General features: G+C 41.8%; 13 protein-coding genes. 4 read left to right on the top strand and 9 right to left on the bottom strand.

From position 1 onward, the window contains the following. The 6 genes from BANVL01_RS13420 to BANVL01_RS13400 all read right to left on the bottom strand — a co-directional run. Nucleotides 1–334, bottom strand: a 334-nt coding sequence (locus BANVL01_RS13420; protein WP_218010663.1) for a hypothetical protein, incomplete at its 3' end; no start/stop codon positions are given. 5 nt (nucleotides 335–339) lie between these two features. Continuing rightward, nucleotides 340–537, bottom strand: coding sequence for a hypothetical protein (locus tag BANVL01_RS27805; RefSeq protein WP_156487452.1), 198 nt, complete (start codon nucleotides 535–537; stop codon nucleotides 340–342). Further along, on the bottom strand, nucleotides 524–3,757 hold the full coding sequence (locus BANVL01_RS13415; protein WP_066091206.1) for a winged helix-turn-helix domain-containing protein: 3,234 nt from the start codon (nucleotides 3,755–3,757) through the stop codon (nucleotides 524–526). The genes BANVL01_RS27805 and BANVL01_RS13415 overlap by 14 nt, the downstream gene beginning before the upstream one ends. Before the next feature lie 172 nt (nucleotides 3,758–3,929). After that, a complete protein-coding gene (gene thrB / locus BANVL01_RS13410; RefSeq protein ID WP_066091207.1) occupies nucleotides 3,930–4,841 on the bottom strand; it encodes a homoserine kinase in 912 nt (303 codons plus the stop codon). After that, nucleotides 4,838–5,899 (bottom strand): threonine synthase, encoded by a 1,062-nt coding sequence (gene thrC / locus BANVL01_RS13405; RefSeq protein ID WP_066091209.1) that lies wholly within the window; start codon nucleotides 5,897–5,899, stop codon nucleotides 4,838–4,840. The genes thrB and thrC overlap by 4 nt, the downstream gene beginning before the upstream one ends. After that, nucleotides 5,896–7,191 (bottom strand): homoserine dehydrogenase, encoded by a 1,296-nt coding sequence (locus BANVL01_RS13400; protein ID WP_156482286.1) that lies wholly within the window; start codon nucleotides 7,189–7,191, stop codon nucleotides 5,896–5,898. The genes thrC and BANVL01_RS13400 overlap by 4 nt, the downstream gene beginning before the upstream one ends. Nucleotides 7,192–7,984: 793 nt before the next feature. Between BANVL01_RS13400 and BANVL01_RS13395 the strand changes: the two genes are divergently transcribed. The 3 genes from BANVL01_RS13395 (at nucleotide 7,985) to BANVL01_RS27800 (ending at nucleotide 11,164) form a co-directional block, all read left to right on the top strand. Next, complete coding sequence (locus tag BANVL01_RS13395; protein ID WP_066091213.1) at nucleotides 7,985–9,142, top strand: pyridoxal-phosphate-dependent aminotransferase family protein; 1,158 nt, start codon at nucleotides 7,985–7,987, stop codon at nucleotides 9,140–9,142. After that, complete coding sequence (serA, locus tag BANVL01_RS13390) at nucleotides 9,135–10,784, top strand: phosphoglycerate dehydrogenase (RefSeq protein WP_066091215.1); 1,650 nt, start codon at nucleotides 9,135–9,137, stop codon at nucleotides 10,782–10,784. Before BANVL01_RS13395 ends, serA begins: the two co-directional genes overlap by 8 nt. Before the next feature lie 77 nt (nucleotides 10,785–10,861). Beyond that, nucleotides 10,862–11,164 carry a hypothetical protein gene (locus BANVL01_RS27800; RefSeq protein WP_066091216.1) on the top strand — a complete coding sequence of 101 codons (303 nt, stop codon included), beginning with the start codon at nucleotides 10,862–10,864 and terminating at the stop codon, nucleotides 11,162–11,164. A gap of 44 nt (nucleotides 11,165–11,208) precedes the next feature. Here the strand turns inward: BANVL01_RS27800 and BANVL01_RS13380 are convergent, their stop codons facing one another. The 3 genes from BANVL01_RS13380 to BANVL01_RS13370 all read right to left on the bottom strand — a co-directional run bounded on the left by BANVL01_RS13380 (nucleotide 11,209) and on the right by BANVL01_RS13370 (nucleotide 15,059). Continuing rightward, nucleotides 11,209–12,333, bottom strand: a complete 1,125-nt coding sequence (locus BANVL01_RS13380) for an HAD family hydrolase (protein ID WP_066091217.1) — start codon at nucleotides 12,331–12,333, stop codon at nucleotides 11,209–11,211. Nucleotides 12,334–12,745: 412 nt separating this feature from the next. After that, nucleotides 12,746–14,167, bottom strand: coding sequence for an NAD-dependent succinate-semialdehyde dehydrogenase (locus tag BANVL01_RS13375; protein ID WP_156482293.1), 1,422 nt, complete (start codon nucleotides 14,165–14,167; stop codon nucleotides 12,746–12,748). Between the two features lie 289 nt (nucleotides 14,168–14,456). After that, nucleotides 14,457–15,059 carry a cell wall hydrolase gene (locus BANVL01_RS13370; protein ID WP_066091221.1) on the bottom strand — a complete coding sequence of 201 codons (603 nt, stop codon included), beginning with the start codon at nucleotides 15,057–15,059 and terminating at the stop codon, nucleotides 14,457–14,459. 353 nt (nucleotides 15,060–15,412) lie between these two features. Between BANVL01_RS13370 and BANVL01_RS13365 the strand changes: the two genes are divergently transcribed. Then, complete coding sequence (locus BANVL01_RS13365; protein ID WP_066091223.1) at nucleotides 15,413–15,859, top strand: Dps family protein; 447 nt, start codon at nucleotides 15,413–15,415, stop codon at nucleotides 15,857–15,859. Nucleotides 15,860–15,934 lie beyond the last annotated feature (75 nt).

Raw genomic sequence — 15,934 nt, 5'->3', positions numbered from 1 at the left:
TGGTTAATGCCGCTTTGTATAGAGATTCAATAGCTCCAGGAGACTCTAGCCATTGGAAAGCACTGGCAATATTTTCGTGTTGTATATGCCATGTTTCTTCTAAAAGTTTACATAAAATATCAACAGAATCCTTTAAAAATGACTCAAATACAAACCCAAGATGTATTAATAACTCCAGATCATCTGCATTCTTTTCATTATATGCAACATGTAATAGTTCATTAAAATATTTTGGCATCAATTCAATTTCAACATTAAAGCCTTTTAACAATTTTTCCTTGGTTATAGATTTAAACATGTGGTTCTCAATTAATTCTCTTTCTTGATTATTCATTCTTATCACCTTCTTATAAGATTGTATTCAATAATATTATTATTAAATATATCTAATGCTTTTCCTGTTCCAAGCCCTATGTTAATTTGTGGCCCTTCGAACTTCACACTATAAGACGGCGTTCCTTCAGCTACTTCCTTAGCAACAGGTCCAAGGGCATCTTCTAGGTAAGTAAATCTTTTCTCATTTCTAAGGCTGCTCAATCGGATTTAAAATGTTCTCTGATTCAATAATCATATGGTACATATGTTTTGTCGGTTCTAATGGGGTTACGCCCAGTTCTTCCTCTAACACCTCTGTACATTTTTGATACCATTTCATCGCTTGGGGACGATTGTTTTTTCGATAGTAACAGTACATTAGTAAGCGATAGGCTTCTTCCCATGTGCGGTCGCGTTCAAGAATTTTTTCACACCAGTAAATAGCCGCTTCGTAGTTTTCGCGGCGAACCATTAATTGCGCCATTTTCTCAGCACCACGTAAAAAATAAACGAGCAGGCTCTCCCTTTTACTGATACACCAATCGTCATAACGGCGGTCAGGCAAATAGTCGCCTTGATAAAGGCTCAATCCTCTTTCAAGGAAATAAATAATCTTTTCGTTATCCCTTTCATTTAAGCCGTCTTGAATAAGCGCCTGAAAATGTGTTGTATCCACTTCAATCATGGCATGCGGATTTAACCCATAGAACATTCCGTCTCGAATGATGAAAAACGGGGCTGCTCTCGCTTTCCTCATTGGTTCTATTACTTGCAGAAGACTATTTAAGGCCACTTTGAAATCACGGTCAGCACTTTTTTTATCTTGATAGGGCCAAAGGATTTGTATCATTTCATCTTTGGCGATTTGCTCATTTGTGGTAATGAATAACTGAAATAATTCCTTCGCCTTTTCTCTTTGCCATTCCTTTTCTCCAACCTCTTTCTCACCAAGCCAAAGCCGAAATTGACCAAATGTTTGAACGCGAATCGAATACCCGGGATGGGCGTCAAATGTGCTAACCCCGAGATTCTGTAAGGTTTTCGTGACAAATGGAGTTTGGATTTCCGCTTTCATACACTCAAGTAATAATGGCACAAACACTTGTAAATCCCTTGGGCTAAATACGGATCTTTTATGAAAAAAGAATTCGTATTCATGAATTTGCACAAGTGTTAAAAATTCATCGATTGTATGATTATATAAGTCTTGCTTTTTCTCAAGATAAAAAAGATATGACAACCAAAACTTGCTGAGCATTTGACCAAAGGAATCCTTGCACTGCTGGAATAGGGAATCCGTTTTTTCCAAGTATTCAAACGCCATCGGCAGCCGTTCATTATAAATGCAGGTAATCCCCATGCAAAGCGTGATTAAGGCTGACAGCCAAACGTCATGAACCTTTTCTGTCTCTTGAAGTGCATTCTTTCCCGCCTCCAATGCCCGTTCCAGTTCTCCCCTTGTTCCGTATAAAATACAAAGTCCCATTAACGGCTCGGCCTTTCCTCTATCGACACCCAGCTGGTCCATGATTTCTAACGCTGTTTGATAGCAGTTTTCGGCTAAATGAGTTTCATATTTATTTAAAATCTGCACAGCATGACCCATACGGATCCAGCCGCACGCCTCGACAAATGGGGCTTTACTGCCTATTCCTTGTTGAATGGCCTGCTGGGCAAGCTCTTTCGCTTTTACTCCCTCGCCAGTAAAGGCTTCGATTAAGGAAAGTAATAAATCGGTTTCACGATGGGCCTGCGGCAGCGAGGTAACGATCGTTCCATTCAACTCTTCTTTGTAAAGGACTTTCTTGGCTTCCTTAAATCGGCCGGTTCTTAAATACAATCTTGCTTCTAAATTTCCATCATAATGAACTGCTTTTGTTTTTTGAATCCATTTTTCAGCCTCTGATGCTTTTCCTAAGTTTAGCAGATTCTCAGATAGCAATTGATAGAGTTTACCTCTTTCTTCATCCGAACTCTGACATTTTTCCCTGTAGGCAATCGCCTCATATAAAAGCTTTTCGGCATGATGCGGCTGAATCGTATCTAAATAAATCTTCGCTTTCCCTTCCAGTGCCATACTCATTCCAAGGGCGTCTTGCTTTTTTTCTGCACCAATAAAGGCCTTTTCATAATAATCCTCTGCCTCTTGGTATTGGGAACGGTAGCGATGAATTTCCGCTTTTAAATACCAAAGAAGGTAGTACGATTCCATCTCCGCTTCTGGAAGAATCGTTAATTGATCATGCAGGCTCGCCAATTTTCCACTTTCAAGCAGCCTTAAGCCGTTCTCTTGTAAGATGGAAGCAATCGCTTGATAGTGATTGATTTTTTTATAATGATGAAGGGCCTCCTCCCACAATTGTCTTTTTTCATAAAAACGGGCACATTTTTCGTGGAGAACCGCATAATGATTCGGGTTATTTTTTTGAAAAATATTTTCAAGAAAGTCTTTAAATAAGGCATGATAACGATATTGCTTCATCCCAACCTTTTGGATAAATAAATTCCGGTCTTTCAATTGCTCAAGCAATCCCGAGGCTCCATGAAGGCCAATGACTTCATCACAGATTTCTTCCTCGATTTCTTCAAAAATCGACGTTTGTTCAAGGAACTGCTGGATCATTGGCGGCTGTTTTGAAAAAACCTCCATCACTAAATACTGAAAAAAATCTTGAAGTGAGTTTGAGGAATGCTCAAAAAGCTCAGTAATGTCCTTTTTTAGCGGGATTTGCTGGGCAATCATGCATAAGGCGATAACCCAGCCCTCTGTCATCTCGTAAATCGTTTGTAAATGCTCGGGCTCGACTTCTAATCGATAAAGATCGGTTAACAGCAGCTCCATTTCTTCTATCGTAAGGACTAAGTCTTCTCTTGAAATTTCTAATAACTGACCACAAACCTTCATCTTCGTCAGATACTTCCAGCCCGGGCGGCTGCGGCTCGAAAGGACAATATGTAAATTGGCGGGGATGTGTTCAAGCAATTTTTCCATCCAGTTGTTAATTGTATAAGAATGTTCTATTTGATGAAAGTCATCCAGAATCAAGGTAATCTCGGAATTGATTGCGAGGATTTCATTGATAAAAAGGGAAGATAATACACTCAATTCCTCATCGCGGATATAACGGTCCATCGTGTCAATATAGGCAGTTAATTCCTCGCCGAAATCAGGTAGAACAGGGCGGATGGAATGGATAATATAGGAGAGAAAAGGAAGGATGTCATCATCCATCGACGAAATGGAGTACCAGCAGCCCGGGATTTTTTCGTCCCTCATAAAGAGGGCAAGTGCCGTACTTTTTCCATAGCCTGCTCCAGAATGAATGATTGTCAGCGGATAATCCGGAATCTTCTTTAGTTTCCGGGTAAGCTGTGCTCTTCTGATAAAGTCCTCCTTCACGGCTGGAATCCGCAGCTTTGTTTGAATAATCGGCAGTTTCAATTCTTAATCCCCCCTCTCCATTTTCACAATATTTACATTATTTTATCATAAAAAAGCGATATGTATACGAGTTTGGAGAAAACAAATAGGCGATATTTTCCAAGAAATATGGAACGTTCTTCCTGGAGCTGGTCAATAGAAAAAGGGCGGCCAGTGGCTGCCCTTTTCTCGATTAATAAACTTCAACTACTTTTACCTTGCTTCCAAAATAATCGATATGGAGAGGTTTCACAGTCATTTCCAGAAAAACGGCTTGTAAATCTAGTGACAGCTGCCTTCCATTTCCTTTTTCGGTAAAGCAAATAACGGTCGGTCCGGCACCACTCAAGGCCACTCCGAAAGCACCATTGGATTTAGCTGTTTTTTCAATATCATGAAAGGAGTGAATCAGCGGTTTTCGGTAAGGCTGGTGGAAAATGTCTTGTTCCATCATTTTTCCTGCCAGAGACCAGTTTTGACTTAATAGGGCTGCGATCATAAGATTAGCAGTAGACGAAGCTTGGACAGCATCACGACGAGAATAGGCAGCTGGCAAAACGTCTCGTGATTCCTTCGTCAATAGAATTTCTTGCGGAATGACTACAACTATCTCTATAGGAAGATTCGTGAATGACAGCATATCCACTTCGTTTTGCTGATAACACCCAACCACTAGTCCACCATAGAGAGAGGCACCCACATTATCTGGATGGCCCTCCATCTTGGTAGCAAGGAGGAGCTTTTCCTCCTTGGTTAAACTTAAGCCGCCAACAACGTCTGCAAGCTCAATCCCGGCGATAATCGCGGCTGCACTTGAACCAAGCCCTCGTGCTAACGGGATATCACTGTTGATGTTAATTTTACACGGGGGTAATTCAACGGAATAGGTTGCTGCTGTCTTAATCGCAACCTGGCAGATAAAATGCTCCTCATTAGTTGGAAGATCCTTCAGTTCCTCACTTAAAGAAAAACATTCCCACTTATCATTTTTCTCCACTTCCAAAGTTAAATACAAATCAAGGGCAAGTCCAATCGAATCAAAGCCCGGCCCAAGATTTGCCGTACTCGCAGGTACTTTGATAACAAAACGGTCTTTTAGAGTCATCCACGGACAACTCCTCGAATATGTTCGGTCACTGCCCTTTCATCATTTGGCAATCGGACCGGCTTAACGAGACTGCTTTCTATCGCCGTATCCGGGTCCTTCAAGCCATTCCCGGTAAGTACTGCTACAATCTTCGTTCCTTTATCAATTTTTCCAGTTTGGATACTTTTATAAACACCTGCGATGGAGGCACAAGAAGCCGGTTCAGCAAAAACACCTTCAGAGGTGGCTAACTTTTTATAGGCAGCGACAATTTCTTCGTCACTGACTTCATCAAAAAGACCATTGGATTCCTGAACAGCGGATATAGCTAAATCCCAACTTGCCGGGTTTCCGATTCGAATCGCTGTGGCAATCGTTTCTGGGTTTTCAAAGACACGGTTATGAACAAGTGCGGCGGCACCTGCAGCCTCAAAACCAAACATCCGCGGTAAGCCAGTCTCCTTTTTATTGGCGTATTCTTTAAATCCTTTCCAATAAGCACTGATATTTCCGGCGTTCCCAACTGGAATCGCTAAAATATCTGGAGCATCACCAAGCTGATCGCATACCTCAAAGGCCGCTGTTTTTTGCCCTTCTAACCTGAATGGATTCACGGAATTGACGAGTGTAATTGGTTCCTCCCCACTAATATTTCGCACCATCTTCAGCGCTTGGTCAAAATTTCCTTCAATTGAGATGATTTCCGCCCCATACATCATCGCCTGGGCAAGTTTGCCGAGGGCAATTTTTCCTTCAGGAATGACGATGATACAGTTTAAGCCTGCCCGCGCCGCGTAGGCAGCAGCGGCAGCAGAAGTGTTCCCAGTTGAGGCACAGATGACCGTTTTACTGCCTTCTTCCACTGCCTTGGCAACAGCCATGACCATTCCCCGGTCTTTAAAGGAACCAGTCGGATTCGCCCCTTCCATTTTCACATAAAGCTTGACATCCCATTCTCGAGACAGTCGTTCGAGCTTTATTAACGGGGTATTTCCTTCATTCAATGTAAGTTTTGGAGTCTGATTGTTGATTGGTAAATACTCTTTATAAGCTTCTAGTAATCCCGGCCATCTCATAACGATTTCCTCACCACTCTATACGCACTTTTTACTTCCTTTACTGCCTTTAAATCATATAACTCTAGTAAAATTTTATCGTAATTGGTGAGCGAAGCTTTGTGCGTAACTAAGACGATTTCCGATGTTTCATTTTTCTTAATTGGCAGCTGAAGTATTTTTTCAAAGCTTACGCCGTATTTTGCAAAAATGGCGGTAATATCCGCAAAAACGCCAACCTCATCCTGTACGTGAATCCGCAAGAAATATTTTGAGAACTGTTCTTCATTGTCCTTTAACAGCTTTGGATATTGCGGTGTGACGGCGCTGCGGCCATTTACACCTAATCTTAAGTTTTTCATAACGCCTACAAGGTCGGAAACAACTGCTGTTGCTGTCGGCAGGCTTCCGGCGCCAGGACCATAAAACATCGTTTCTCCGACTGCCTCACCATAGACGTAAACAGCGTTGTATTCGTTTTGCACAGAGGCAAGCGGATGATTATTAGACAAAAAGGTAGGTGCGACACTTACCTCGACTTTTTCACCTTCACGATGAGCATAGCCAATTAGTTTCATGGTATAGCCTAATTGTTTTCCATACCGTAAATCCTCTTCCGTAATGCTGGAAATACCGCATACCTTCACGTCATCTAAATCAATGTGCATCGAAAAACCTAATGTCGCCAGTATCGTCATTTTGCGGGCGGCATCTAAACCTTCGACATCTGAAGTTGGGTCAGCTTCGGCAAACCCAAGATCCTGGGCTTCTTTAAGGACTTCATCATAGGAGCGGCCTTCATCACTCATTTTCGTTAAGATATAATTCGTTGTTCCATTTACAATTCCCATCATTTGAGTGATTCGATCGGATGCAAGCCCATCAACAAGGCCTCGTAAGATAGGAATACCTCCGGCCACACTTGCTTCATAAAAAAGGTCACAGCCATGTTCGGAAGCAACCGTTAACAGCTCTGAACCGTGCAGGGCCATCAAATCCTTATTCGCAGTTACTACATGCTTTCCTTGCCGGAGGGCACTGATCAAATAGTCTTTTGTTTCCTCTACTCCGCCCATTACCTCGATAACCACATCTATTTCTTTATCACGCAGAATTTCGTCGGCGTTTGATGTTAATAGTCCAGTTTCGATTTCAACCGGTCTATCCTTATGTAAATCCTGAACAAGGATTTTTTTGATGACAACCGGACAACCCACTTGGTGGATTAATTTATCCTGGTGATTTTTGATAATTTTGACAACCCCTGAACCAACTGTGCCTAAACCTAATAACCCAATTGAGATGGCTTTCACTCGTTTCCCCTCCTGCATTTGTCCACCTGTGACGCACAAATGTTTTTCTGTTGTAGACATTATATGATTCTCTGAATATTTTTACAATAGCTTTGTTTTCTTTAATTACTATGTAATCGCTTACTATCGTGTCATAGCTGGAATACTATTTTGATGTAGATATTTTCACTTTTTAAAATGAAAATTTTTCTGCTTTATCCCTTTACAATACTGAAGGTATCGTTGTAGAATAGTCCCTATATTTAGTTAATTTTTGAAATTTCAATCAACTTGGGTTATGATATGGATGAAAAGTGATGATGAAGACGGCATTAAGAAAATGCTTCAGAGAGCCGGTGGCTGCTGCGAACCGGTGCAATTTCTTAAAGAAAAGCGGAAGCGCCCGTTTAGCGACGTATGGACTGGAGCGATCCGACTGAGATAAAGGAAACACGAAGAGCGTTAGCGATTCGATGTTGACTTATCGTAGGGAGGAACGCGAAGTACACTAGTCGCTGGGCGCTGAAGCCAGACAGTAATCAGAGTTCAGAGATATAGATTCTGATTGCATACAGCCCAGCCCTTCTGAACTGGCAGCTGAAAGCTTGAAGTAGGCTAGCCCGGTTAAAACCGTTATTTTCTTAAGGCTGCATGTATTTTTCTTGCGGCAAAAGAGGGTGGCACCACGCGTTTATTCACGTCCCTCATAACAGGATTATTCTGCCTGTTATGAGGGACGTTTTTTATTTTAAGAGTAAAAGTTCCAAGGTTCTTCGGCACTAATGCCAAACAAAAATTTGAAAGGATGTTTTCGATGTTACTTGATCAGCAATACTTATTCGCCCCTGGTCCAACGCCGATTCCTGATCGTGTGAAAGCGGCGATGAATCAGCCAATGATTGCCCACCGCAGCCAAGAATTCCCTACATTACTTGAAGATGTTGCAACCCGCCTTATGCCTGTGTTTGGTTCGGAAAATCCTGTTACCGTTCTCGCTGGTAGCGGCACTTCCGCATTAGAAGCAGCGGCCGCTAATGTGATTGAAGAAAATGATGAGATAGTGGTGGTGGTTGCCGGGGCTTTCGGAGACCGGTTTGCTTCGATTTGCGAAACCTTTGGCGCTAATGTTCACCGCTTAAATATTGAATGGGGGGCGGCGTGTAAACCTGAGCAGCTGGAGGAATTTTTGCAGTCGATTCCAAAAGAGATAAAAGCAGTTTTTGCTACCTATTGTGAAACGTCAACAGGGGTTCTTAATCCGATAAAAGATTTAGGTGAGGTTGTTAAGAAAGTAACCAATGCCCTTTATATTGTTGATGGTGTAAGCTGTATCGGCGCTGTTCCTGTAGATATGAAGGGATGGAATATCGATATTCTTGTTTCCGGCTCACAAAAAGCGCTCATGCTTCCCCCAGGATTAGCGTTCGTTGCGATGAATGATACGGCCAGAGAAGTGATTCGCAACTGTAAGGCGAAACGGTTTTATCTCGATTTAAACCGCTATCTAGCATCCTATGAAACTGACAAATCTACCCCATTTACACCTGCCGTGTCACTCATTTACGGTGCCCAAGAGGTTTGCCGCATGTTAGAAGAAGAAGGCTTTGAAAATGTAATTAAACGGCATTTGCTTTTAAAAGAGATGGTTCGGGAAGGCTTAAAGGCGATTGAAATACCGCTATTAACATCTGATGAAGATGCATCACCGACTGTTACAGCTGTTAGAACAATTGATGAACCATCTAAACAAATAAAAAAATTGCTTAAAGATAAATTTGCGATTACAGTTGGCGGCGGTCAAAAGAAATTGAAGGGTGAAATTTTCCGAATCGGCCATATGGGGTATTGTACGCCGTTTGATGTCATAAAAGTATTAGGAAGCATTGAAATGACCTTGAAATTTTTAGAAGGAAAAGATGTGTTAGGTATTGCGGTGAAAAGAGCTGAGGAGGTTTGGATGGAACATGTATAAAGTACTGGTAACCGACGGAATTAGCCATACAGGATTGGTCAGTTTAATTGAACATCCACATTTTATTGTTGAACGGCAGCCAACTCTTCCTGTTGCAGAGTTGAAAAACATTATTGGCGATTACGACGCCCTGATCGTAAGAAGTCAAACAAAGGTAACCGTGGAACTGCTTGAAACTGCTGGCCGACTCCGTGTTATTGCCCGTGCCGGTGTTGGTGTCGATAATATCGATGTCAATGCGGCAACCCGCAAAGGGATCATCGTTATTAATGCACCCGGAGCTAATACGATTGCTGCTACCGAGCATACTTTAGCAATGATGCTGTCATTAGCACGAAAAATTCCTCAAGCCCATCAAAAAACGGCAGCTGGTGAATGGGACCGCAATTCTTTCAAGGGTGTGGAGCTGTATAAAAAAACGCTCGGTGTCATCGGAATGGGGAAGATTGGCACTGAGGTTGCGAAACGGGCTAAGAGCTTCGGCATGAACATATTAGGGTTTGACCCATACTTAACGGAGGAGCGGGCGAAAAAATTGGGGTTCACAAAAGCAAGTCTTGATTTAATCGCTGCGGAATCCGATTTTATTACGATTCATACGCCGCTGACCAATGATACACGTGGACTTGTGAATGATGATTATTTGCGAAAAACGAAAAAAGGTGTCCGTTTTGTCAATTGTGCCCGCGGCGGTGTGATTGACGAGAAAGCGTTAGTTAGAGCAATTAAGTCTGGGCATGTAGCAGGGGCCGCACTCGATGTTTTTGAAAAAGAACCGGTTGCAGATGTAGAATTACTGCAAAACCCAAATATCATTGTGACGCCGCATCTTGGAGCTTCAACAATTGAGGCACAGGAAAAAGTCGCTCAAGAGGTAAGTGCTGAAATTATCGAGATTTTTGAAACACAGTCGATTCAGAATGCGGTCAATATGCCGCAAATGTCCGGGGAAACTCAGGCAAAGCTCCAGCCCTATTTACTGCTTGGAGACCAAATGGGGCAGCTCGTGATTCAGTTATTAAACAAGCAGGCCCCTGCTAAAATTGAAATCAATTATTATGGCGATTTAATTGATGAGGATACGGAATTGCTTACACGTACGCTGTTGAAAGGCGTACTATCCTATCATTTAAGTGATTCTGTCAATCTGATTAATGTGCTTCATCTCTTGAAAGAGCAGGGAGTTTCCTATAATGTTGCGAAAAATGCTACGAATAAAGGTTTTGCAAATTATATGGAGCTTTGTGTCTCTAATGGTCTGGAAACAGCACGGATTGGTGCAACTGTCTTAAATGGTTACGGCGCGCGAATTTTAAAAATTAACCAGTACCGAATTGATGTGAAACCGGAAAAATACCTGTTATATATAAAGCACCGCGATGTACCGGGGATGATTGGCAAGGTTGGATCGTTGTTAGGCGATTATGGAATAAATATTGGTACGATGCAGGTAGGGCGGACCGAGGTTGGCGGTGAGGCCATCATGGTATTAACACTCGATAAAACCATGGGCGCGGATGTCATCGGTGAACTAACGTTAATTGATGGGCTAGATGAAGCACATTTATTGGAGTTAACAAATGTGGATACGTTTGAACCTGGGCGTGTGGAGCCGGAGTTTGAAATAGTGGAAAGTATTTAGTCAGTGGAAAGAGGGATTGCGATCCCTCTTCTTTTTCCAGTAGGTAGCGCGGTAATTATGATTCGCTGATAGAATGCTTGAATTCGCCGATTGAACCTGAAAATTCGCTGATAGAATGCTTGAATTCGCCGATTGAACCTGAAAATTCGCCGATAGAGTGCTTGGATTCGCTCAGAAAGTTCGATGATATTCCACGATTTTATGATTCGCTCGTTGAACCCGTAAATTCGCTCATTGAACCTGAAAATTCGCCCATTGAACGGGAAAATTCGCTCATTGAACTTGAAGATTCATTGATAAACTTCGAATTCCCGCTGATAGAACGCCTAAATTCCTCAATAAACGCCGATTATTATCGAATTGATGGAATTTTTCCGTAAATAATCACTTTCAAGGTGGCTAAAAAAATCAAACTGTCCTTTTTTTATAAAATACCTTTCAAATCAAGCACGGAATCAAGAATATAATCCGCCTCATATTGTTCAAATTCACTTCGCGCATCTTTTCCAGACAGGCCTGTTAATACAGCGGCAAACTTACAACCCATTTGTCTCGCTGCTAGTAGGTCGGCCAAAGAGTCGCCGACAACAAGAACCTCATCACCGTTTTCAATTGGAAGCACGGTATCTAGGCATTCCTTCACGGATGCCTTTTTACCTTTAAGACCCATTATGTAGGTATACGGATGCGGCTTCGATAAGGATTTCCATTCAGGAAGCCCCTTTTCCGCTTCCAACACCTCATCAGCGGTCACGATCCTATTCTCATCAAAATGCTTCAACCAATCTAAATGCCGAAAAGGCTGAATCGTTTCAAGAGCCGGCCGGCCTGTTCCGATTCCAATCGTGAATCCAGCGCTAGTTAGAATTTGAAATAGCTCATCGATCTCCTCCCTCGGAGCTAATGTTGTTTCGTTTGCTAGGAAACCATTTTTACCTGTCTGTACAGAAGGTCTTCCAGTGGAAGCAAGGACATTTTCATCGCCAACATACCACTCCTGTGAAACATGTTCACAAATGGACCACAGCTCCCCCTTTAAGAAGATAGCTGTTTCCACCCCAAGCTTCTCTCGTGCAAGCTCATTCAAATACCCCAGCAATTCCTGCTTCATCGCCTGTGAGCGCTCAAAATCCGCCACAAACAAACTAAAATCCATCTTTACCGGATAATTACTCAACACCCTGCCAATCTCTAATAATGTTTCACGATTTATTGGTGCCTGACACCATTTGTTAATTTTTTCAAATTCAGTATCCTCAATTTGCGATAGGAGGTGGATTAGTTGATGACTGAATGATAGGTAGATCATGTCCCAGTTGGCGTTTAAGCCGCGCGATTTTAATAATTTGAGAACTTTGTCCCCCTCAAATACCTGTTCCCTTATAGCCTTAATTTCGGCTTCATTATGGTCCGTCTTAAACTTTTCAGGTGCTAATGCTAAGTAATTACAGCTATTCAGCAGCTCCCAAACCGTTAAGGCAGATGCATCAAAATAATGCTCTTCGCTTAAAAGTACTCCATCTACGTCAAACAAAATTGTCTTAATCATCGTCCATCCCCTCTTTCCTAGTCTGCTTTTATACGTTATCGTAACACAGTAGGACAATCTAATTGAAGTATATTTGTTTGAAAAGCAGATTTATCATTACTTACGACCAAATTGGTGGCATTAATGACATATATTTAGGCATTTACGACATATTTTTAGCAACTTACTACACATTTTACGAAACTCACGACATTTAATGGATATAACTGGGTAAAACGACAAAAATTTCAGAAATGCTTACCATATATTTGGGGTACAAATGACACATCCATTTTAATTACGATAAAAAACCCCCTAAGCTGGATTTATTAGTCCAACTCAAGGGGGTCACTTCAACGGAACGGCTTTATTTAGTTCTCGTGATTCAAGTTCACAATTTGTTTGGTTTACCGCCTCTCGAAAGGATAAGTTTTCAAAGATCTAATCCAATCGAGATATATTTCACTTCTAAAAACTCTTCGATTCCGTAATGTCCGCCTTCACGGCCGAGGCCGCTCTCTTTATAGCCGCCGAATGGTGCTTGAACGACTGATGGAAGGGCATCATTCAAGCCAATGATTCCATACTCCAGCTGCTCTGTGATTCTAAAAGAACGACTTAAATTTTCCGTATACACGTAGGCAGCAAGCCCGTAACAAGAATCGTTCGCCCGTTCAATGACCTCCTCTTCTGTTTTAAAGGTTGCTATGGGAGCAAGCGGGCCAAAGATTTCATCCTTCATACATTCCATTTCATCGTGAATATCAGTTAAAATCGTTGGGGCATAGAAATAGCCGTTTGCATCAGCAGGCTTAAGGCCGCTGTAAGTTACTTTTCCACCCTTTTTCACGGCATCTTTAACAAGGCCGTCTACCTTTTTATAGGCAGCCTTATCAATTAATGGACCGATATCCGTATCCTCTTCCAGCCCATTACCTACCTTAAGCTTTTCTAATTCTGCTTGGAACAGTTTAATAAATGGCTCGACTACCCCTTCTTGGACGTAAACCCGATTTGTACAAATACAGGTTTGACCTGCGTTGCGGAATTTTGATTGAACGAGCCCAACAGCGGCACTTGCTAAATTGGCATCATCCATCACGATAAACGGGGCATTCCCGCCCAGCTCTAGTGATACCTTTTTTACATTTTCGGCTGCACCGCGCATCAATGTTTTTCCAACCTCTGTTGAACCTGTAAAGGTAATCTTCGTCACCCGTGGATCCTTCAGCCACACCTCGCCAATTTCTGATGATCTTCCGGTAATCACGTTTAACACACCGGCGGGAATTCCAGCCTCATGGGCAAGCTCAACCATTTTCAAGGCCGTAAGCGGTGTTTGGTTTGCCGGTTTTACAACGGCGGTACACCCGGCAGCAAGCGCAGGAGCTACCTTCCTTGCGATCATTGCCGCCGGGAAGTTCCATGGTGTTATGGCCGCAATAACCCCGACTGGTTCCTTCCGTACTAAAATTCTCTTATTCGGGTGAGAAGCCGGAATCGTTTCCCCGTAAATCCGTTTGCCTTCTTCTGCATACCAGGAAATAAAGCCATTCGCATACTGGACCTCTCCTAGTGCCTCCTTTAATGGCTTCCCTTGCTCAATCGTCATAATCCGAGCAATTTCATGCTTGCTTTCTTCTATTAAATGGTACCACTTCATGAGAAGTTGATAGCGCTCGTCGGCTGTTTTTTTCGACCAGATTTTGAAGGCCTTATGAGCGGCGTCAACTGCCTGTTCCGCCTCATATGCACCACCTGTCGGCACAGCACCGACGACTTTCTTTGTTGCCGGATTGATGACTTCGGTAAATACTTCATAATCATTTCCAATCCACTCACCGTTTAGATACATCGGATAGATTTGGTAGTTCTTCTTTACAATGTCCATGTTATTCTCTTTCCCCCCTTTATAAATACATACTTAAATAATGTCCCGTTTATTCTAGTACTTGTTCTAAGACCTATTTTAAGGGTGCTGACCACTTTATCCATTCCCTCCCCCTAAAATCCTATCTACCTTATTCTACCACTTCGTTCGGAATTTTTTAAATTTTTAAAAATAAAAAAAGCAGTAAAATCCGTAGGCTAGGATTTCACTGCTTTTTTGTGTAAATTTTTATTTTCTTGGCATGCTAATAGTATTATTTCGCGAAACGGTGGTTTCCGATTGTTACCGTTACTTCACGAGAAAAAATCCATTTACTTACGGCTGTTTTTGGATTAAAGAAGAATAATGAGCCGTTGCCTTGGCCTTTAAATGCCAATGCTTCATTTACCGCTTGTTTCGACGCGGCATCAGCCGGCTGGTTAATCGCGCCATTTTGAACGGGTGTAAAAGCATAATAGCCGTTAGACTTTTCATAGATAACACCGTTTATCGTATTCGGAAAATCTTTACTTGCTACACGGTTAAGAATGACGGTAGCAACTGCTACTTTCCCTGCATATGGTTCGCCTTTAGCCTCAGCATGGACAAGACGTGCCATCAAGTCTTTTTCTGCTGAAGTAACAGTAGAATTTGGGATTACTAGATTTTGACCAATATTAAGTGCACTGCTAGCTGCATTGTTTGCTTTCATTAAACTATTAACTGGAACACCGAATTTGGAAGCAATTTTCCAATACGTCTCACCTGATTTCACCTTATGAGTAGTCGTTGCTGCTTCAGTCGTTCCGTTTAACGTTAATGCTGACATTGATAGGATTAACCCCGTTGCAATCACTAGTTTTTTAAGTTTATTCATTTTATTACCTCCAATTTGTTATCTTGTTTTCCTACTACTAAGGCTATCAGTTGTAACACTCTTATTCATCGCCCAAAAAATGGTAAGTATAAATCAACTAAACTAGCGCCCATCATGAAGGCATTTCCCTATCAATTGGTAGTAATAACCATTTGTTGCTTTTTTCCTAAAAGTTACACACGTGGATAGTTAAGGTACAATTATTACATTGTGTTTCATGGGTGTAATAAAAATAAGCGACAGCTACATCGAAATCTTCACCAAATTGACAACAAATTCCCCCATTTCATACAGAATTTCAGCTAAATCTTTGGAATAATATAAGGAGGACAAATTGAAGGAGGATTTTATTTATGGAAAATGCATTAGTAAGTGTACTTAACAAGCAAATTGCCAACTGGTCTCTTATGTATATGAAGTTACATAACTACCATTGGTATGTGAAAGGCGCTCAGTTCTTCACACTGCACGTTAAATTTGAGGAATTTTATAACGAGGCTGGTTTACATGTCGATGAATTAGCAGAACGCTTGCTGGCAATCGGCGGCAAACCTGTGGCGACCATGAAGGAATGCCTTGAAGGTTCATCTCTTCAAGAAGCGTTAGGTGCGGAATCAGCTGATGAAATGGTTCAATCCGTTATCAATGATTTCTCCATTATCATTGGCGAATTAAAGGAAGGAATGAGCATTGCTGCTAATATGAATGATGAAACAACAGGAGATATGCTGCTCGCGATTCATTCCGGATTAGAAAAGCATGTATGGATGCTCACAGCATTTCTTGGAAAAGCCATTTAAGTTTTAGTTTCATGCAGAAATAAATCTATAGTTTCCTAAACAAAAAAAAGGTAAACAAGACGACGGCACCGTCTT

The organism is Neobacillus novalis NBRC 102450, assembly GCF_001591805.1.
Lineage (GTDB): Bacteria > Bacillota > Bacilli > Bacillales > Cytobacillaceae > Neobacillus > Neobacillus novalis.
Note: the sequence above shows the minus strand (reverse complement) of the source record. Positions and strands in the feature narration are given on the sequence as shown.